Below are 19884 nucleotides of genomic sequence, written 5' to 3' on the forward strand. Positions count from 1 at the left end.
CAGCCGGTGAAAAGTCCGCCGCCACCATCGCTATGGGCTGGTTGCACACCGCAAAATTCCTGACAACGGCACCACAGTTGCATTTTTTGCCTGCGCTGGATGTGCCTGAAATTGCCTTTGTCGGCCGCTCCAACGCTGGCAAGTCCACCTGCATCAATACGCTGACGCAACAAAAGCAGTTGGCGTTTGCCTCCAAAAAGCCCGGACGCACCCAGCACATCAACCTGTTTTCCCTCGGCAAACAAGGCGTGATGGACGCGGTGCTGACCGACTTGCCGGGTTATGGCTACGCCGCCGTGCCCAAACAAGACAAGATCCGCTGGCAACAGGTCATGGCCAACTACCTGGTAACGCGCAAGAACCTGATGGGCATTGTGCTGATGTGCGATCCCCGCCATGGCATGACCGAACTCGATGAAATCCTGCTGGATGTGATTCGTCCGCGTGTGCAGGAAGGCCTGAAATTCCTGATCGTGCTGACCAAATCCGACAAACTCACGCGCAGCGAAGCGACCAAGGTGTTATCCATCACGAAGCTACAAGCCGGTGGTGGTGAGGTGATGCTGTTCTCTGCACCCAAGAAAAAAGGCGTGGAAGAAGTCGCCCAGTTGCTCTGGAAATGGGCCCATCCACAGGCCCCTGCTGGCGCCGAACCGCCAGCCACGGTGGATGCCTGACACTTACCTGCAGCCGCTACCCCACGGCATCACCCTGAGTTGCAGGGCCACTGGCGAACGGGGCAGACCCGTATTGGTCTTTCTGCACGGTTTTCCCGAAGGCGCATTTGTGTGGGATGGCCTGCTGGAGCACTTTGCTGCACCGGAGAATGGGGGCTACCGCTGTATTGCCCCGAATCTGCGTGGTTTTGAACAATCCACAGCCCCCACCGAAGTAGCCGCCTACCGTCCCAAACACCTGGTGCAGGACATTGCCGCACTGGTTGCGATGGAAACCGAAGGGAAACAAGCGCTGGAATGCCTGATTGCCCACGACTGGGGCGGTGCGGTAGCCTGGAATTTTGCCAACCAGTTGCCACATCTGACCCGCAAGCTGGCCATCCTGAATTCACCCCACCCTGGCACCTTTCTGCGCGAACTGAAGCACAGTGCAGCGCAACAAGCTTCCAGTGCGTATATGAATTTCCTGATCCGGCCTGACGCACCCCAGTTGCTGGCAGAAATCGACTAGGCAAGGCTCTGGCCGTTTTTCACCGACATCACGGCCCAAGGCCAGACCGCAGCCTGGCTCACGGAAACGGTCAAGAACCAGTACAGCGCCGTATGGGGTCATGGATTACACGGCGGATGTAATTACTACCGGGCTTCACCCCTGCGACCACCCCGCCCTGAAGACCCCGCCGCGGCGGCCGTGGATTTGCCAGATAGCATGCTCACGGTGAACATCCCAACTCTCGTGGTCTGGGGCATGGATGACACGGCATTGCCACCGGCTTTGTTGGATGGACTGGATGGCTACATCAGCGACCTGACCGTGCATCGGGTTCCTGGAGCCAGCCACTGGATTGTTCATGAACAGCCCGCTCTGGTCGCGCACTACCTCCACGCTTTTTTACAGCCTAAAGCTGCGGTTCAGTAAGGCGGCGCTTCCCCGTTGGGGCGGTCTTTGAAACGTTTGTGCACCCAGTAGTACTGGGCAGGCATGGCATCGATATACCCCTGCAATTCAAGGTTCATGCGTACCGTGTCGACTTCCAGATCGCCAGTCGGAAAGTCACCCCAAGCCGCCATCACCTGCACTTCGTAGCCCTGCGCAGTCATACGCGTCACGATCGGTACAACCTTGGCGCGCCCCAGTTTGGCAAAGCGTGAGAGCGAAGGCACCGTGCACGCCGACACCCCATAAAACGGCACAAACAAAGACTCGGACGGGTCGTAATTCATGTCGGGCAGCAAATACAGGGGTTCTCCCTGCCGCACCGCAGCAACGATGGGCTTGATACCCTCCAGCCGGGCCACCAGCTCCGGCGCTCCAAAACGTTGCCGACCTGCCAGTATCCAGGCGTCGGCCTCCGGGTTGACCTGTGCGGCGTAGATCGTGGCAAAGCGCCGGGGCACTTGGGCGGTCAGCGCAGTCCATGCAGCGTCCAGCCCCACAAAATGGGGGGCAAACAAAACGGTGGGGGCTTCGCCCTCCAGTTCATGCACAGCCCCTGTCAGATGCAGCCGTGCTCGCACCGTTTCTTCCGAGCCATGCCATAACCAGCCGCGATCCAGCCAGCTTTGCGCAAAGTACACAAAAACCTGGCGCGTACAGCGACGGCGCTGAGCAGGCGTCCAACCCGGAAAACACAGTTGCAAATTAATACCGACCACCTTGCGTCGACCAGCGACCAGAAGATACAAGGCCCAACCCATCAGCGCCCCCAGAGCGCGCAAAACAGGCAATGGCAGCCGTGCCAAAAGACCTATCAAGACCAGCGACGCGCGGGTGAACATCAGCTTTCCAATCGCGGCGTTTTGTAGCGCGCATAGCCCCACAAATACTGCCCGGGAGACTGCCGCACCAGCGCTTCCATAGCCTGGTTGATCTGCACAGTGGCCTGTGGCAGATCGGTCGACAGCGTTTGCGCCAGCGGACACACGTGCACGACATAACCACGCCCCCAGGAAAGCCGCTCACCCCAGGCCAACAACACCGTCGTATTGGGCTGCAAGGCCAGGCGCGCCGACAAGGTCATGGTGTACGCATCTCTGCCAAAGAAGGGCACCCAGAGGCCTTGCCCCATTGGTGGCACTTGATCCGGGAGCAGCCCCACACATTGCCCCCTTTTGAGGGCAGTAATCAGTTGTTTGACACCGGAGAGCGTGGTGGGTGCGGTCATCAGACCGGGCCGGGCCCTTGAGGCAGTGACCACTTCGCGCAACCAGCGCTGGCGCGGCGGACGGAACAGCACTGTCATGGGGGCATCTGTGTGTCCATAACGCGCCGCATAGGCTTGGGCAGTCACTTCGAAGCACCCCATATGGGGCGTAAGAAATACGATGCCTTGCTGCGCAGCCCGTGCTGCCTCGATGTGCTCTGCTCCGTCCCACTGCACAGTCACTGGATTGCCCAGCCACAGGCGTGGCAACTCGGCAATCAGTTGCCCCGATGCACCCACAGCAGCACTCCAGTCTTGCCAACCAAGACCCGCCTGGCGTGCGTGGGCGATAAAACGTTGTCGATACGTGGCAGAACCCATGAAAGCCAGCCACCCCATGCACCAGCCCAGGCCGTGCAGCAGCCACAACGGCAGAAGGGACAGCAATTTGAAAACGGGGCGCATGTCTGGGCTAAAATCGGCGCTGTCGCTGAGTTATAGAACTACTTGCAGGGCGGCACCCACAAGGGCATTTCTGAAAAGGAACGCCATTGTGCCTTGTCAATTCTGACGAATCTGCTAAAGCGTTCGCTGTAAGCTCCAAAGCCCAAGCAACGCGACTTGATGTTTTTTTGGAGACCTAGCTATGGCGAACGATTTTCTCTTTACCTCCGAGTCTGTTTCTGAAGGCCACCCCGACAAAGTCGCCGATCAGATTTCCGATGCAATCCTGGACGCGATCTTCAAGCAGGACCCACGCTCCCGCGTCGCGGCCGAAACCCTGACCAACACCGGCCTGGTCGTGCTGGCTGGTGAGATCACCACCAACGCCCACGTGGATTACATCCAGGTAGCGCGCGACACCATCAAGCGCATCGGCTACGACAACACCGAATACGGCATCGACTACAAGGGCTGCGCCGTACTGGTGGCCTACGACAAACAATCCAACGACATCGCCCAGGGCGTGGACCATGCATCGGACGACCACCTGAACATCGGTGCGGGCGACCAGGGCCTGATGTTCGGCTACGCCTGCAATGAGACGCCCGAGCTGATGCCCGCGCCCATCTATTACGCACACCGTCTGGTCGAACGCCAGGCCCAGTTGCGCAAGGATGGCCGCCTGCCTTTCCTGCGCCCGGATGCCAAGAGCCAGGTAACCATGCGTTATGTGGATGGCAAGCCCCACAGCATTGACACCGTGGTGTTGTCCACCCAGCACAGCCCGGACCAGTCCGAAAGCCAGCACAAGATGAAGGCCAGCTTCACCGAAGCCATCATCGAAGAGATCATCAAGCCCGTGTTGCCCAAGGAATGGTTGCAAAACACGCGCTACCTGATCAACCCCACAGGCCGTTTTGTCATCGGCGGCCCACAAGGCGATTGCGGCCTGACCGGTCGCAAGATCATTGTGGACACCTACGGCGGTGCTTGCCCCCACGGCGGCGGCGCATTCTCCGGCAAGGACCCCTCCAAGGTGGACCGCTCTGCCGCTTATGCCGCACGTTACGTAGCCAAGAACATCGTGGCAGCCGGTCTGGCACGTCAATGCCAGATCCAGGTGGCCTACGCGATTGGTGTGGCCAAACCCATGAACGTGACCGTGTACACCGAAGGCACAGGCGTGATTTCCGACGAGGCGATTGCCGCACTGGTGAACGAACACTTTGACCTGCGCCCCAAGGGCATCATCCAGATGCTGGACCTGCTGCGTCCTATCTACGAAAAAACCGCCGCCTACGGCCACTTTGGCCGCGAAGAACCCGAGTTCACCTGGGAACGCACCGACAAGGCCGCTACGCTGCGTGCCGCTGCTGGCCTGAAATAAGCATCGACAGTGAACCTCCAGACACAACGCTTCATTGACCGCTGGGCAGGCCAGCTGCTGTGCGGCGCGGTGTCTGGCTGGGTGAAATTCACCGGGCTGTTCACAGCCCCCCCGCGCATGCAGGCGGAGCCCAAAAACATCCTGGTGATCCTGCTCTCCGAGATGGGCAGCATCGTTCTGGCGGGCCCCATGTTTGCGGCCTTGCGCCGGCAGTACCCAGGTGCAGCCATCCACATCCTGCAACTCAAAAAGAACCAGGAGGTTTCCAGGTTGCTGTCACTGACCGAGCCTGAGCACATGCACACGCTGGATGACAGCTCTGGGGGCTCACTGATCCGCGACATCCTCAAAATCAGCCTGCAAATGCGCCGCCTGGGCCTGGACGCGGTGATCGATTGCGAGCTCTTCTCGCGCGTGAGTGCCCTGCTCTCGTTCAGCACCGGCGCTCCCGTGCGTGTGGGCTTCACGCCGCACACGCAAGAGGGGCTGTACCGCGGCAGCTTCATCAACCACAGCATTCCCTACAACCCCTATCAGCACATCAGCAAGCAGTTTTTGTCGCTGGTGGATGCGCTGCAGTCACCCGAAGGCATGCCACGCAACCGCGCGGGCCCTATCCGCGATATTCCAGCGGAGCCCGAACTGTCCGTGCCCTTCACGGCCGAAGAATTGGCCGCTTACCGCAGCAAAGTGGAAGCCGACCACCCGGTGACGAAATCGCGTGCGTTGGTACTGGTCTATGCCGGCGGCGGCATCCTGCCCGAACGTGCCTGGCCCGCCAGCCACTATGCCCGCGTGGTGCAAGGCCTTTGCGCTGAAGGTTATGCCGTGGGGTTGATCGGCCTCAAGGACGACGCCGTGCTGGCCCGCGACCTGCAAACCCAGGTGGCCCATGAGGCCTGCCTCAATCTCACGGGCTACACCAAAAGCATCCGCGAACTGCTCATGCTCATGCATGCGAGCAGCCTGCTCATTACCAATGACGGTGGCCCCAGCCATTTCGCCACCGTCACACCGATCCAGACCATGGTGTTCTTCGGGCCCGAAACCGGCAAGTTGTACGGCCCGCTGGGCAAACGCACCATCATTCTCGAATCCGGCATTGCCTGTTCGCCCTGCCTGACTGCCTACAACCACCGTCTGACCTTTTGCGATGGCGACAACCAGTGCCTCAAACGCATTGCGCCCGACCCGGTGCTGGACCAGGCGCTGCGCTTCATGCGATCCAACGTGGTGCCTGTGCCATGAACCCCATGCAACGCCTGGTGCTCTGGGCACTGGGTCTGCTGGAGCGTTACCGCTATATCAAATTCGGCATCGTCGGCGCCAGCGGCACGGTCGTGAACCTGGCGGTGTTGCACCTGGGGCACGAGTACATCTTCAACCATCTGGAAGAGGCCTACAACAAGCCCTATTTCTCGCTGGCATTGGCCATTGCGCTGGCCACCCTGAATAACTTCACCTGGAACCGGCTGTGGACCTGGTCGGACCGGGTCAAGACGCTGGAGGCTGAAGAAGCCCAGCCTGTGAGCCTGCGCCTGCTGGGAGTGGAATTTGGCCAGTACGTCACGGCATCGGCCTTTGGCAGCGGCTTGCAGTATGTGTTGACCCTGCTGCTGTCGGGCAGCATGGATTACCGCCTGGCCAACGTGATCGCCATCCTTGCTGCCAGCGTCAGCAACTTTCTGGCCAACGACCGCTGGACGTTCAAGCGCCATAAGGACTGAGGGGCTCTGCCCCCACCGGCCATGTCTGCTGCTCCGCACTACCGCACGCCCCCCACCTGGCCCTGGCTGCTTCTGGTGTTCTGTGCCGCTGCGCTGTACCTGCTGGGCCTGGGCAGCTTTTACGCACCGACCAATGGCGATGAGATGGTCTACATCCACATCGCCCGCATGACCGCCGAGAGTGGCCAGTGGCTGCCGCTGCAGTCCGAACTGGTCGGTACACGCAACACCAAGCCACCGCTGCTGATCTGGCAGGCCATCGTTGCCAGCGGATGGGGGCAGCACTGGAGTCTGTTCGCCTTGCGCCTGCCAAGCATCGCCTACACCTTTGCTACCACCGCGCTGCTGGCTTTCTTCGCCTACCGCATGGCCCATGCTACGCAACGCATGCGTACAGCCTGTATTGCGGCGGCCCTGTACCTGTTGTTTTTTTCCACATTCCGTTACGGTCGCGTCTACCTGACGTCTGCACCCGAAACCTTCTGGCTGGCACTGCCCATGTGGTGGGTACTCTGGTTTCGTGTGCGCGATGGGGCCAACACAACGGCCCGACTGGGTTGGCTGGCCTACACCCTCATGGGTATGGCCATGGGGCTGGGCGCTGCCTACAAATCGTTTGCCCTGGTAGCCCCCGCAGCAGCGGCAGTGTGGTGTGCAGTGTTGCTCAGCGAACCCTTTCACTGGCGCACAACGATCCGCACCACGGTGGGTATTACCTGGAGCACGCTGTTGGGCGTGGGTATTTTTGCGCTGTGGTTTGTGTTGGACCCGGACCCGGCTTCCGTGTGGCAGGAATTTGTCGTGGCCGAGAACGCCGGCAAGATGTCCAACACCATGGGCTACTGGCAGGCTGCGCTGTACGGCGCTTACCCGATGTGGACGCAACTACTTGCCTACCCCGAAAACGCCGGCTTGCTGGCCTTCATGGCGCTGGGCTTTTGTGGCCTGGTCCTTTGGCGCGGCGTAAACCGTCAGACCTACGCCCGACTCTCGCCCGCGCTGTGGGTGCTTTTGGCCTGGCTGCTGATCTGGCTGATCGTGTTCACCATCCCCAGCCAACGCTCCGCACGATATGTGATTCCCGCCATGCCGGCACTGGCCATTGCCATGGCCCTGGTGTGGGACCGGCTGCCACGCCTGTGGTTCTGGATCACGCTGCTGGTTACTGCACCTGCGCTGGTCATGCTGGCCCGCATCGGGTGGGTCATGGGCGGCATGGAAATGGCCAGCAACGCCGAAGTTGCTATGACTTTAATAGCTGCTTGCGCAGGACTGATGGGCGTAGTGGCCGGTTTTTCGCGTAAAAACTGGACCCGGAATGCAACACTGGTGGCCTGTCTGGCCGTGTACGCCTGTTTCGGGCTGATGGTGGCACCGATTTCCGGGCCCGAAGCGGGTTACACCGCCGCGGTGCAGGCCCAGATGCGCGGCCAGCGCGTGGCCGTGCCCAACGGATTCACGGGCCAGTACGAGCGCTTTCACTTTATCCTGCCCGGTGCGCGCATCACCCCCTATGACGCCGAAGGCCGCAACACCGGTGCGCTGTACCCGGACATGCCCCCGGCACAACGGCTGGACAAGTTGCTGACCGAGTTTGATGCCGTGGTCTGGTTACAAGAGGATTTGAACGAACAGCCGAGTTGCCTGCCCCGTTGCACGCTGCTAGCGCAACGCTGGCATGTAAAGAGCCGCCACAAGAGTGGTGAAGTGACGCTGGACAATGTCTGGCGCCCGCAGGAATGGCTGTTTCGGCGAGAGTGGCTGATCGTGAAAGTTGCGCCCTAGTCTGCGGCCAAATAACAAAGGGGCCCTATGTAAAAACATAGGGCCCCTTATTCGTCACTCACCGTGCGATGGCAATGCCACCGGACCGGCGCTGATTATTCTGTAAAGCTGACTTTGGCCGCGCTGTCAGAAGTCTTTTGAGCGGCGGTCACTTGCGTGCTCTTCACCACGGGCTTCATGGCTTCAGCCAATTCACGGTAAGTCAGTCCGGAGTACGACTCTTTTTGGTCCAACGAAGTGCGGTTGCGTTGGGCTTCGAGCAGCTCGGCACGCACTTCTTCACGTGTTTTGGGGGCTGCGTTGTCAGCGGCCATGGCTTGGCCGGCGGCCAGGGTTGCGATGGCGAGAGCGATGGTGGCTACGGTTGTGTTTTTCATGATTAGAGTCCTATTCAGTTAAAGATCCCGCTCTGGCAGTTATCAGCTACTGGAGCGACATCGAAGCGGCGTTTAAAGGTTCGTCTCATCGATGGGTGAACTTTAAAATTTCTGAATCAATAGAAAAATAGCCTTCTCGTCACCGATACATTGCCAAATACGAAATAATCGAGGCCTTGAATTCCAAACCGGAGGCTTTATGGACCGACTTATGTCCATGCGTGTGTTCCAAAGGGTGATTGACGAGGGCAGTTTTGCCGGCGCCGCACGGGCACTGGACATGTCCCCCGCCGTGGTGACCCGCCTGGTGGCGGATCTGGAAGACCATCTGGGCACCCGACTCCTGCACCGCAGTACACGCCGGCTGTCTCTCAGCGACGCCGGAGAGACTTACCTGAGCCGTGTGCGCGCCATCCTGCAGGACATCGACGAAGCCCACCTCCTGGCCAGCTCCCAAACCCATGAACATGCAGGTGTCCTGCACATTCTGGCAACGCCTCTGCTAGCCACCCATATATTGGCGCCCTTGCTGGTGGGCTTTCGGGAGCGGTACCCCAAGATCCTGCTCGATGTCGCCGTGGAGGACTACAAGGAGCCCCCCGTTGAAGACTACGACATCACCCTGATGGGGGAAGACACCAACTATGACGGCGACGTGATTGCCCGCAAAATTGTGTCCACGGAAGCCGTTCTGCTCGCATCGCCGGACTATCTAAAGCGCCGGGGCACACCACAAACTCCGGAAGACCTCGCGCAACACGACTGCCTGCACCACAAGGTCCTTGGCGTTCGCCCGCGCGCCTGGTGCCTGTTTCAGGCGGACCATCCCAATGAATACCGCGATGTGGCCGTGGACTCCGTGGTGTGGTCCAACCATGGCGACACACTTTTGCGCGCCACACTCGACGGCGGTGGCATCGCGGCCATGTCGGTCGATCTGACCGCCGCGTACCTGTCCAGCGGTGCGCTGGTGCGGGTACTGCGGCCCTGGATCACCGGACAGTACGCTCTGTATGCGGCGCTACCCAGCCGCAAATTCATGCCCCAGCGCACCCGGGTTTTCCTCGAATATCTGACAGAAAGAACCCGCGCCAAGATATCCACAGCGCTCGGCGTATGTGGAGACTGCTAGAAGCCTCTAGCCCTTATGGAATATGCGTAGGCAGCTATCTTTTCAATAGCGTTTCAATGCCTTGCGCAACACCATTCCCTGCAGTACCAGCCAGAGCCAAGGGTCCAGCACCGCATCCCAGACATTGCCGCTGGGCAGGCGGGCCAGCGCAAACAACAGCACCGCGGCCAGCGGCGTCCATTCCACCCCTTGCACACGCCGTATCGGGGATGACGCCAGCCAGGGCAACAACCCCAGCACCGCCAACCCGACCACCGCCAGAGGGCTTGTACCCCATGCATAGAGCTGCACCGGCAACAGCGCAAAGGTGTCCAGCAATAACGCCCAGCCCAGCACGACCCCAATCCAGGCCATCGCATAACTGCGCGCCGGCCGGGAAAATGTCTGTTGGTGTAATCCTGGGACTGCGCGCCAAGCCCGCACCAGCATCAGCCCGCACAGCAGCGCCGTGAGCACGCTAGGTGCCTGGAAAGCCAAAGCCAGCCAGTAGTCCGGCGACCAGGGGCCGGGCAGCCAAGTCCAGGCCGCAAGCACCAGTGTTGTGCCAGCATGCAATGCGCGGTTCTGTGACAGGCGTCGCACCAGCGTGATCCCGAGCCATGCCAGCACGACACTCCAGCCCAAGGTTTGCCAGCACTGTGTCAGCCACAGCGCGGGCTGCACAGGAACATTCGTGCCCATCGTGTGCAACAGCCCGTCCATGAAAGAGGCATTCATGGCTTGCCCTCCACGGGCATGGAACCAGGCGCAAAACGCTGCCAGGCGAGACGCTGGCGGTCCACCGTGTAACTCACCCACAGTTGCCCGTCCGCCCAAGCCAGAGCCGGGTAAGAGAACTCCGCTTCCGGGCCGCCCTGTTCCAACGTTTTCAACAGTGTCCAGTCACGCCCATTGGCGCTGTAGCTCAGATCCAGCTTGGCACGCGAACCCAGTGAAGAGTTGTGCACCAGCAGCAAGTCGTCCGCACCGAGCGCCATACCCCCGACCGAGGCGTCCGGGTTGTCCAGCGCCAGGTCGGGCAAGTCGCTCCAGTGCGCGCCGCCATCGGTGCTGAGGGCCGCGCCCACCTTGCCTTGCGGGCGCCCGTCGCGCATCAGGGCCAACCACTGCGAAGCCGTTTGTGCCAGCAGGGTCGGTTGCAGCATGTAAGGGCGTGCAGAGATGCGCTCCATGCCTTTGAAGTTGCCTTGGGCATCAAAACGCAGCGCCACTGGATATTTCCATCCCAACTCAAAATGCACCGGCAACACCATGCCACCGTCCGCCAGCGGCAACGGCGCATTGCGCGCCAGATAACTGATATTCCATAACCACGACAGCGGCAGCACATCCACGGGCTCAAATGCCAATTCCTGCAGCCCCTGGCCCACACTGCTTTGCCGCAAATGCAGAACACGGCTGGCCGCCCAACCGCCCCAACCCGTGGCCACCACAAACAAATGCATACGGCCACTGCCATCCATCCAGGCCACGGGATTGCCCAGACGGCGCAAACCATGGCCCAGTTGGGCGCCCATGGTGTGGCGGTTCACCACAAAACGCGCAGGCAGCCAGGCCTGACTGGCACGGTCCCACTGGGACGCCGCAATCTGCACCTGCGGGCCGCTCTCACGCTCACCCGAAAACCAGAACAAGGTCAGTGCCGCAGCATGGCCCGCCGGCATGGCCAGCAAGCTGCTGGCGTGCGCCGCAGCCGTGCCTTCGGGCATGGGGACGTCCCCTTGCGCGACACGCCGCAATGCGGCAGCATGCACAGGCTTGCCCTGCACGGAAAAAGAAGGCACCACGGCCTGAGCCGGGACGACGGATACCGGACGCTGGGCCAGCTCCGATGCCAGCACCAACGCTGCGACCGCCAACACCAACAACGGCCGCACAAAACGTGAACGAAACAACATCCGCTGATCTTAGTGGTTAGCGTGAGGACAAAAGACCCACGCCTGCAAAAACCTCCAGACGCAGGGACAATGTCTGCCATGAGCACCATCCTTTCCGTCGCCCCCCTGAGCTTCCCTTGGCAGACCATCGATCCGTTCCTGTTCTGCGTACACCACAACGACGCCTACCCCGCGGGCGATGCCAAGATGGCACCCCAGGCCTCGCTGGCTGGCCGCAATATCGGCCAGGACTTCGCGGGCAAAGATGGCTGGAGCATGTACCACGGTGACACCGTGCCGGGCTTCCCTTCGCACCCGCACCGCGGTTTTGAAACCGTGACCATCGTGCGCCGCGGGCTCATCGACCACTCCGACTCATTAGGCGCCACTGCGCGCTTTGGCGGCGGCGATGTGCAATGGCTCACCGCGGGCAAGGGCATCGTCCACTGCGAGATGTTTCCGCTGGTGCACGCCGACCAGCCCAACCCTACCGAGCTGTTCCAGATCTGGCTGAACCTGCCGGCCAAAAGCAAGATGGTGGAGCCGCACTTCACCATGTTCTGGCACGAAAGCATTCCGCGCACCACGGCCACCGACGCCAATGGCCGCACCACCGAGGTGGTGTGCATTGCCGGCACGCTGGGCGACCAGAAAGGCCTGCCACCGCCCCCCGACTCCTGGGCCAGCGAGGCCGATAGCGACCTGGCCATCTACACCATCAAGCTGAGCCCCGGCGCCAGCTGGACCCTGCCCGGCGCGCGCAACCCGGCTACGCGGCGCCAACTGTATTTCTTCGAAGGCGGCAAGCTCACCGTCGCGGGCCAGTCAGTGCCAGTGAAATCCGTGATGGAGGCGCGCGCCACCGACGACTGCACTTTTGTGAACGGCGATGTGGAGAGCGAACTACTGGTGTTACAGGGTCGCCCGATTGGCGAGCCCGTGGCGCAATACGGCCCGTTTGTGATGAACACCCAGCAAGAGATTCACCAGGCCTTTGCCGACTACCGCCGCACCGAGTTTGGCGGCTGGCCCTGGGGTGCTGGCGACCCCGTGCATCCGCGCGACAAAGGCCGTTTTGCCAAGCACGCCGACGGCAAGGTCGAGGAGCGCTGATACCGATCAGCCTGGCGCGTAAGCCTTGACCAGATCGGTCATCGCGCCATCCCCAATACCTTCTAGCCCCTGCACCACGCTGGCCCGGTTGATGGCCGGCTGGTTCTGACTCACCTTCCACTTGCCACTCAGGCTGGCAATCGGAATCTCAATGCCGACCAGCGCCGAGATCATCTTGTCGGTGTAGTCGCGCGGTGCATCGTCCACGGCCCAGGGCTCGGGGGACGCGGCCTCTTGTTGACCGGTCAGGTCATTCAACTGCGCGCTTATCCACACCGGGTCATCGTGAACCGTCAGGCTGCCCTTGGCATGCACCACGGCGTAGTTCCAGGTTGGGACCACCTTGCCATGCTCCTGCTTGGTGGCATACCAGTTGGGGCTGATGTAGGCCTGTGGCCCCTGAAAAATCACCAGCACCTGCACCCCCAGATCCGTCTCGCGCCACAGCGGGTTGCTGCGCGCCACATGGCCCGCCAGGGTGCCAAACGGTGAGCCATCCACCCGCAGGTACAAAGGGATATGGTTGGCCACCAGTCCGTCCGGCGACAGGGTGACCAGCGTGGACAAAGGCTGCGTACGCACCAGTCCATGTAATACATCGATGCGCTTTTCTTCAAAGTGACTGGGGTTGTACATGGCGGTCCAGAGTCGTGTTCCAAGGGCTTGACGCAATCATAGCCACGCGTAAGTCCGCTTCCCCAAGCAATCTGATCGGATAAACCACGAGGCACCTGCGGTGGATACAGTCGGGGTCGGCTCCCCCAACCCTCGAGGTAAAAATCCATGGCTCCTGACCTGCTGGTCCGCAACGGTTTGCTGTTTGACGGTAGCGGCAGCGCACCACGCCAAACCGATGTCCTGGTGCGAAACGGCAAGGTCGAGCGCATCGCGCCCGCACTGCCCACACCGCCCGGTGTACGGGAGATAAACGCCCAGGGCCACTGGGTCATGCCGGGTGCCATCGACATCCACACCCACTATGACGTGGAAGTAGAGGCCGCCCCCGGGTTGAAGGAATCGCTGCAACATGGTGTGACCAGCGTGATCTTTGGCAACTGCTCGTTGTCCATGGCGTTGGGCAGTGCCGAGGACGCGGTGGACCTGTTTGCCCGCGTGGAAAACCTGCCACGCGATGTGCTGATGCGCTGGCTGGACGGCAAGGTGAACTGGACCAGCCCCGGCGCCTATTACGACCATCTGGAGCAACTCGCGCTCGGCCCCAACGTGGCCAGCTTCCTGGGCCACTCCAACCTGCGCATGGCGGTGCTGGGCAAAGAACGCTGCATGCAGCCCACGCAGTTGAACTGGGGCGAAGAAAACGCCTTGCGCAGCGTGTTGCACGCCGCCATGGACGCCGGTTTTCTGGGCCTGAGCGTGGACATGCTGCAGTGGCACCGCTGGAAAGGCTTCAAGTACAACGGCGCTTCGGCCCCGTCGCATTACGCCAGCATGGCGGAGTTCCGCATGCTGGCCGGCGTGCTGCGCCAGCGCGGCCGCACCATGCAGGCTACGCCTGACGCGGGACGGCGCCATCTGGTGCCGCTCTTGGCCATGATGAGCCACGGCCTGGGCCGCAAACCCATGAAGCTGAGCATGCTCACCAGCCTGGACTTCACGTCCAACCGCCAGTTGGGGCCGCTCACGCGTGCACTGGCCAGCGTCATCAACAAGGGGCTGCAGGGCGACATGCGTTTTCAGTCGTTGGCCGTGCCGTTTGAGTTGTGGAGTGATGGCTGCAACACGCCGGTGTTTGAAGAGATGCAGGCCAGTGCCTGTCTGATGAACGCCGACTCTGCGGCCCAACGCCAGCAGCTCTACCGCGACAGCGACTGGCGCGCCCAGATGCGCCGCGAATGGCTGAGCCGCTTCAACGCCAACTTTCACAAAGACCTGGCGCAGATGCACATCGTGGCCTGCCCCGATGCGTCCTTGGTGGGCCAGAGCTTTGCTGCAGTCGCAGCCACGCGCGGTCAGGCTGCGGTGGACACCTTCATTGAACTGATCTGCGAGTTTGACGAAAGCATCCGCTGGCACTCGGTGATTGCCAACGACCGGCCCGCCGAGTTGCGTCGCTTTTTGCAGCACCCGTATATCCAGTTGGGCTTCTCCGACGCTGGTGCGCACAACCGCAATCTGGCCTTCCAGAACTCGCACCTGTGGCTGCTGCGCGATGCGCTCTTACACAGCGATGCGATGCCTGTCGAGAAAGCCGTGTGGCGCATCACCGGGGAACTGGCTGACTGGTTTGGCCTGGACGCTGGCCATATCGCCGAAGGCCGCGTAGCCGACCTGCTGGTGCTGGACCCCGAGGCCCTGAAGACCGACCTGACCGGCCCGGTAGAAACCGAAGATGCGCGCATGGGCGGCATGCGCATGGTCACCGGTTCGGGCCGCACCGTGCGCCAGGTCATTGTTGGCGGCCATGTCGTCATGGACCAAGGCACGCCCCACGCCGCGTTCGAACAGCAGCGCTTTGGGCGCCTGTTGCGTTGCCAACTTCCTTGAACTGCTCCATGTCGAAAAACACCATTCACGCTCCACTCACCTTGTCGGATTGGCGCGCCATCGGCCGTCAGAAGTCGTGGGGCGCACACAGCATCTTCGTGGTCGACAGCGCACTGCATGACGCCAATGCAGCCGGCAAGCCCGTGCTGTTGCTGGTCCACGGTTATCCCACATCCACCTGGGACTTCAGCCCGTTGTGGGACGTACTGACCGCCCACTTCCGTGTGCTGGCGCCCGACCTGCTGGGCCTGGGCTTTAGTGCCAAGCCCCGGCCCCACCGTTACCGCATGGCCGAGCAGGCCGATCTGGTGGAATGGACCCTCGCGCAAACCGGTGTGTCGCAATGCCATGTGCTGGCACACGACTATGGCGATACCGTGGTGCAGGAAATGCTGGCGCGTGATCTGGCGCAAGCACAGAGCCGTTACCTCAGTGTGGCTTTGCTCAATGGCGGCCTGTTTCCCGAAACCCACCGTGCCCGCACGCTGCAAAAACTGATGGCCGGTCCACTAGGGCCGCTGCTGGCCCTGCTGACCACACGCACCAAATTGCTGGCCACGTTCAGCTCGGTGTTTGGCCACGCCACCCAGCCCGACGCCACCACGCTGGAAGCGGTGTGGCAACTGGTCAATGAGAACCATGGATTGCGCGTACTGCCGCCCCTGCTGGGCTACATTGCCGAACGGCGCGAACACCGCACGCGCTGGGTTGATGCGCTGCAGCGCGCACGCATGCCGCTGGCCGTGATCAATGGCAGTGCCGACCCGGTGTCGGGCGCGCACATGGTGCAGCGCTTTCGCGAAGTGGTCGGTGGCTCACACTTTATTGCGGAGCTGCCCGGCATAGGCCACTACCCGCACCTGGAAGACCCGGCGGCCACGCTGGCTGCTTACCAGGCCTTCACCACTCCGCTGGGCATTGCCTGGGCCACCTGAAGCGGCTCAGGCTCGCGGTCTTCAACGGTTGGTCAACTGAAGTTCGGCGCGTGGCTTCCAGTCGGCGGCAGGCGCCACGGTTTTGGCTGCACCCAGAAATAGCCGCTCGGCCGGCAACTCGCGTGACGCCAGATAGTCTTTGACGGCCACGCCGCGCTGCAGGGCCAGTTCACGCATGGCGTCTTCATTGACGGAAATGCTGGCCAGCAACAGCGCTTCCATCTCGGGCGCAGGCAGGTCCTTGGTCAGGCCCACCAGATTGCGCGGCTTGGTGATGTCGGCACGGCGGTACACCTCTTTGAGCAGCACCGGGTACTCCGCATCACTGACGGTCTTGACGGCGGACGCGTCCTGCCCGGTCACCACAGCACGGCGGCGCTTCTCGGCCAGCACCAGAGTCTTGAGGCGTTCGCGCTTGAGGGCATCACGTTCTGCCTCCAGGCTCGCCGTGCCCTGCACCGTCATCTGCAGCGTTGGCCGGTCCAGCAACGCCTGCACCACCTTGTCCAACCCCTGCTGTGCCGCCGGTGTAAGCACACTGCTGCCGGCTGCGAACTCCACCGAGCTCAAAGACTCGCCACCACCACCGCCCAACGCATTGGCCAGCAGGCTGAAGGGTGAGGTGATGGCCTTGACGACCAGGTTGGTGATGACTTTCCAGATGACCGGGCCGATGCTGAACTGCGGATCGTTGAGCGAACCGCTGATCGGTAGGTTCAGGTCAATCACGCCATTGCGGTCCGCCAGCAGGGCTACCGCCAGCTTGACTGGCAGGCTGTTGGGCGCGCCCTCCACCTTGTCGCCGAAACTCAGCTGGTTGAGCACAATCTGGTTGCTGGCCGTGAGTTGGCCGTTGGGCAGGACGGTGTACTGCACATCCACGCTGAGCTTGCCACGCGTAATGCCGTAGCCCGCGTACTTGATGGCGTAGGGCGAGAGCGGCGGCAACTCCAGGTCACGTACGCGGCCCTTGATGTCCAGCGCCAACGGCTTGGCCAGTGGGTTGACTTTGCCGGTGATCTCCAGCGCCGCTGTGCCCTCGGCGCGCCCGCGGATGTCCAGGTCGGCCAGTTGCACCGCGCCATCGGTGGTTTGTGAGGAAAACTGGCTCAGGCGTCCGGTCAACTCGCTCAGGTCGGCCGAGTAGTTGGGCTGGATAAAGCGGTCCGAGAAATACACCTTGCCGTTGACCAGGCTGATCGGCCCCATCTTGACGATAGGTGCGGGACCACTGGCCGACGCAGCAGATACAGCGGGTACGGGCGCCGAGGCCGCACTGGCCACCGCCAGATTGGTCGGTGCTGCGGGTTCGGTTTTGACCAGGTCTTGCAGATTCAGCCGCCCCTGCGGGTTGACCAGCAGGCGTGCATAAAAGTCGGTCAGCGCCGCTTCGCGCACCTGCACACGGGTCGCGGCACCCGGGGTGATCGCCAGATCAATGCCGGGCACGTTGAGCGACTTCCAGCTCAGCAGTTCCTCAGCCACCGACAACTCGCTGCTGCCGCTTTGCGCTGCCGCTACGCTGTTGGCGCGGAAGTCTTCCAGCGTGGCGTCACCGCGCACCAGCACCTCGGGGCCCGCAGGGCGGGCAGCGTACTGGATTTGTCCGCGGAAACTGGTATCGGCGCGCAGCACCTCGATGTTCAGGCGGTCGGCCAGGTAGGGCATCACCGCGTGCGCTGGTAGGTCGCGCACATCCAGTGTGCCCTGCGCGGCCACCGGGTCCCACATGACGGTGCCCTTGTAGCGCAGGCTGCCGGGCTCGGTGCGGCCGGCCTTGATGCGTGCCGACACCGTGAGTGGCGCAGGTTTCTTGCCGTCCAGCGTGATGCTTTTCATCTGCACATGCAGTTTGGAAACTTCCAGCCGCACGGGGCGGCCCACGCTGCGGTCGTCCAGCGCCAGCGTGCCGTCATCCAGCGTCAGCTCGCCCAGTGCCAATTTCCAGGGTATTGCAGCCTTGGGTTTCGACGGCTCGCTGGCAGGTGCTGTGGAGGGCTTCAGCCAGTCTTCCACCATCCAGCGGCCTTGCGCATCGCGGTGCAGCATGGCGCTGGGGTTGTGCAGCGCGACCTTGCCCACCGTCACCGTCTTGCCCTGCAGGTCGGCCTGCGCCTGGGTGATTTCCAGCAGCTTGAAACGCGGCAGCTCGCTGGCCGCGCGTTGGGCGCGGGTGCCGGGCGCCGCTTGCTCTTTTCCTTGCTCTTTGTTCGTCTTGCCGCCCTGCAACGCAAAGTCGCGCACCGTCAGTTTGGGAACGGCGAGCAACACCTTGCCGTCCTGCCAGGTGGCATCGAGCTCGGTATCGGCCACGCCTTGCAGGCCCACGTTGAGCCACTGCGCGGCGTAGGGTGCCGCCATGGCCAGCGCCAGGTCATTGAGCGTGGCGTGGGCTTTACCCTGCTGGTCGGTGCCCTCACCCTGCAAGGCCAGGCGCGCGGTCTTGCCGCCCGTCACGGCCAATACCGAGGCGTCAAAGCGGGTGGCGTCCTTCATGGGCCACTGCACGCCCTGGGCCTGCAGCTCTAGGTCATTCAAGGCCATCTGCGCCTGCGGTCGGGTGCTGTCATCACGCCAGCGCACGCTGCCCTGGCGCAGGGCGAATTTGTCTAGAGAAAATGCAATGGATTGGGCTGTAGCCCTTTCTGGTTGTGCGCTACCAGCTATATTTTTAGGAGCATTTTCGGACTTCTTCGAAGTCCCGGCATCCAGGTTCAGGCGCCCAGCGCGGTTGCGTGCCAGCTGCAACTGGGGTTGGGTGATCTCCAGCGACGCGAGTTTGACCACGCCTTCCAGCGGCCGCACATCGGCCAGCTCGGTCTGTATTGCGGCCACCGACAGCAGCTCGCCCCCCGCAGCATCGGCCAGCTTCAGGCCAGACACCTTGATCGCACCCGACAGGCGCAACTGCGCCTGCTCGGCCTGCTCAAACCCGAGTTGCAACTTGGCATCGATCACAGCACCGCGCACCTGCACCGGCAAGCCCGCTGGCAGATACGGCAGGTAAGGTGCGAGGTCCAGTTGGGTCACCTGCAGCGTGGCCTCGCCCTTGCGCGTGGCGGTGAACACCGTGCCGGCTGCCGCCGAGTCAAACGCGCTGCCATTGAGTTCAAAGGCCAGGCGCGGCGCCACCACGATGTCGCGCTTGGACGGCAGGTTGCTCAGAAACGGCAGCGCCAGGTTCAGGCTGCGCAGCGTGTGTTTGCGCTGTGTGGTGCCCACCTGGTCGGTGAAATCCACGCTACCGTCCTTAAGCTCCAGGTTGTAGAGCGCAAACTTCACAGGGTCGGAGGGTGACGCGTCGTTGGGCGTGCGCAGACGGGCGAGTACATCGTCAATGTCATAGTGCCCGCCGCCCAGGTGGGTCAGCTGCAGGCGCGGTGCCTCCACATGGATGGCATCCAGCACCGGGGCCAGGCGCAGCAGCGACTGCATCTCCGCATCTATATAGATACGGCCAATGCCCAGTTGGGTACCTGCCCCATCGGCCGTGGCAATCGCCAGGTCGGTCACGGTAAGTTCCAGCGACCAGGGGCGAAACGCGATGGCGCCCACCGTCAGCTTGCGGCCTAGCGCGGCACTGCCCTTTTCCTCGATCTGGCTTTTCACCAGTGGCGGCACGGCCAGCCAGGTAATCACCCACAGCAGTACCAGGGCACCCAGCGCCCAAAGCAACCGACGTCGCCAAATCACAAGGGAAGCAGGAGAAAAACGCATGGGCAGTACGGGTCCGTCGAAGGAAATGGGAGAGAGAGAAGCGGCCTCTATGGTACCGGTTACG

General features: G+C 62.1%; 16 protein-coding genes and 1 pseudogene. 10 read left to right on the forward strand and 7 right to left on the reverse strand.

The window, feature by feature from the left end; all coding sequences use genetic code 11:
- Positions 1 to 32 precede the first annotated feature (32 nt).
- Together yihA and RS694_RS16415 are read left to right on the forward strand one after the other, a co-directional pair.
- On the forward strand, positions 33 to 677 hold the full coding sequence (gene yihA / locus RS694_RS16410; protein WP_037247699.1) for a ribosome biogenesis GTP-binding protein YihA/YsxC: 645 nt from the start codon (positions 33 to 35) through the stop codon (positions 675 to 677).
- Positions 670 to 1596: pseudogene (locus RS694_RS16415) on the forward strand (alpha/beta fold hydrolase). Before yihA ends, RS694_RS16415 begins: the two are co-directional and overlap by 8 nt.
- On the opposite strand, the gene RS694_RS16420 reads toward RS694_RS16415, so the two are convergent.
- Together RS694_RS16420 and RS694_RS16425 are read right to left on the reverse strand one after the other, a co-directional pair.
- On the reverse strand, positions 1590 to 2456 hold the full coding sequence (locus tag RS694_RS16420; protein WP_029708405.1) for an LpxL/LpxP family acyltransferase: 867 nt from the start codon (positions 2454 to 2456) through the stop codon (positions 1590 to 1592). The pseudogene RS694_RS16415 and the gene RS694_RS16420 sit on opposite strands and share 7 nt — an antisense overlap.
- Complete coding sequence (locus RS694_RS16425; protein WP_029708406.1) at positions 2456 to 3286, reverse strand: lysophospholipid acyltransferase family protein; 831 nt, start codon at positions 3284 to 3286, stop codon at positions 2456 to 2458. The genes RS694_RS16420 and RS694_RS16425 overlap by 1 nt, the downstream gene beginning before the upstream one ends.
- 181 nt (positions 3287 to 3467) lie before the next feature.
- On the opposite strand from RS694_RS16425, the gene metK reads away from it, so the two are divergent.
- From metK to RS694_RS16445, 4 genes are read left to right on the forward strand one after another with little or no spacing between them, the layout of a single operon-like run.
- Complete coding sequence (metK, locus tag RS694_RS16430; RefSeq protein WP_029708407.1) at positions 3468 to 4652, forward strand: methionine adenosyltransferase; 1185 nt, start codon at positions 3468 to 3470, stop codon at positions 4650 to 4652.
- Between the two features lie 9 nt (positions 4653 to 4661).
- On the forward strand, positions 4662 to 5900 hold the full coding sequence (locus RS694_RS16435) for a glycosyltransferase family 9 protein (RefSeq protein WP_051391964.1): 1239 nt from the start codon (positions 4662 to 4664) through the stop codon (positions 5898 to 5900).
- Positions 5897 to 6379: a GtrA family protein gene (locus RS694_RS16440; protein WP_029708409.1), complete on the forward strand. Its 483-nt coding sequence runs from the start codon at positions 5897 to 5899 to the stop codon at positions 6377 to 6379. Before RS694_RS16435 ends, RS694_RS16440 begins: the two co-directional genes overlap by 4 nt.
- Positions 6380 to 6400: 21 nt before the next feature.
- Positions 6401 to 8164 (forward strand): ArnT family glycosyltransferase, encoded by a 1764-nt coding sequence (locus tag RS694_RS16445; protein ID WP_051391965.1) that lies wholly within the window; start codon positions 6401 to 6403, stop codon positions 8162 to 8164.
- Between the two features lie 95 nt (positions 8165 to 8259).
- Here RS694_RS16445 and RS694_RS16450 read toward each other — a convergent pair whose 3' ends face one another.
- Positions 8260 to 8541, reverse strand: a complete 282-nt coding sequence (locus tag RS694_RS16450; RefSeq protein ID WP_029708411.1) for a DUF4148 domain-containing protein — start codon at positions 8539 to 8541, stop codon at positions 8260 to 8262.
- Positions 8542 to 8740: 199 nt separating this feature from the next.
- Between RS694_RS16450 and RS694_RS16455 the strand changes: the two genes are divergently transcribed.
- Positions 8741 to 9673 carry a LysR family transcriptional regulator gene (locus RS694_RS16455; RefSeq protein WP_029708412.1) on the forward strand — a complete coding sequence of 311 codons (933 nt, stop codon included), beginning with the start codon at positions 8741 to 8743 and terminating at the stop codon, positions 9671 to 9673.
- Between the two features lie 42 nt (positions 9674 to 9715).
- Here RS694_RS16455 and RS694_RS16460 read toward each other — a convergent pair whose 3' ends face one another.
- Complete coding sequence (locus tag RS694_RS16460; RefSeq protein WP_029708413.1) at positions 9716 to 10390, reverse strand: hypothetical protein; 675 nt, start codon at positions 10388 to 10390, stop codon at positions 9716 to 9718.
- Positions 10387 to 11571, reverse strand: coding sequence for an exo-alpha-sialidase (locus tag RS694_RS16465; RefSeq protein WP_051391966.1), 1185 nt, complete (start codon positions 11569 to 11571; stop codon positions 10387 to 10389). Before RS694_RS16465 ends, RS694_RS16460 begins: the two co-directional genes overlap by 4 nt.
- A 78-nt stretch (positions 11572 to 11649) precedes the next feature.
- On the opposite strand from RS694_RS16465, the gene RS694_RS16470 reads away from it, so the two are divergent.
- On the forward strand, positions 11650 to 12663 hold the full coding sequence (locus tag RS694_RS16470; RefSeq protein ID WP_206538108.1) for a pirin family protein: 1014 nt from the start codon (positions 11650 to 11652) through the stop codon (positions 12661 to 12663).
- A 6-nt stretch (positions 12664 to 12669) separates the two neighbouring features.
- On the opposite strand, the gene RS694_RS16475 is transcribed toward RS694_RS16470, so the two are convergent.
- Positions 12670 to 13299 (reverse strand): FMN-binding negative transcriptional regulator, encoded by a 630-nt coding sequence (locus RS694_RS16475; RefSeq protein ID WP_029708416.1) that lies wholly within the window; start codon positions 13297 to 13299, stop codon positions 12670 to 12672.
- Between the two features lie 147 nt (positions 13300 to 13446).
- Between RS694_RS16475 and RS694_RS16480 the strand changes: the two genes are divergently transcribed.
- Positions 13447 to 15168, forward strand: a complete 1722-nt coding sequence (locus RS694_RS16480) for an N-acyl-D-amino-acid deacylase family protein (protein WP_029708417.1) — start codon at positions 13447 to 13449, stop codon at positions 15166 to 15168.
- Between the two features lie 8 nt (positions 15169 to 15176).
- Positions 15177 to 16103: an alpha/beta fold hydrolase gene (locus RS694_RS16485; protein ID WP_037247669.1), complete on the forward strand. Its 927-nt coding sequence runs from the start codon at positions 15177 to 15179 to the stop codon at positions 16101 to 16103.
- 21 nt (positions 16104 to 16124) lie between these two features.
- Here RS694_RS16485 and RS694_RS16490 read toward each other — a convergent pair whose 3' ends face one another.
- Positions 16125 to 19796, reverse strand: a complete 3672-nt coding sequence (locus tag RS694_RS16490; protein ID WP_241464087.1) for a DUF748 domain-containing protein — start codon at positions 19794 to 19796, stop codon at positions 16125 to 16127.
- Positions 19797 to 19884 lie beyond the last annotated feature (88 nt).

This window comes from Rhodoferax saidenbachensis (assembly GCF_001955715.1).
Taxonomy (GTDB): domain Bacteria; phylum Pseudomonadota; class Gammaproteobacteria; order Burkholderiales; family Burkholderiaceae_C; genus Allorhodoferax; species Allorhodoferax saidenbachensis.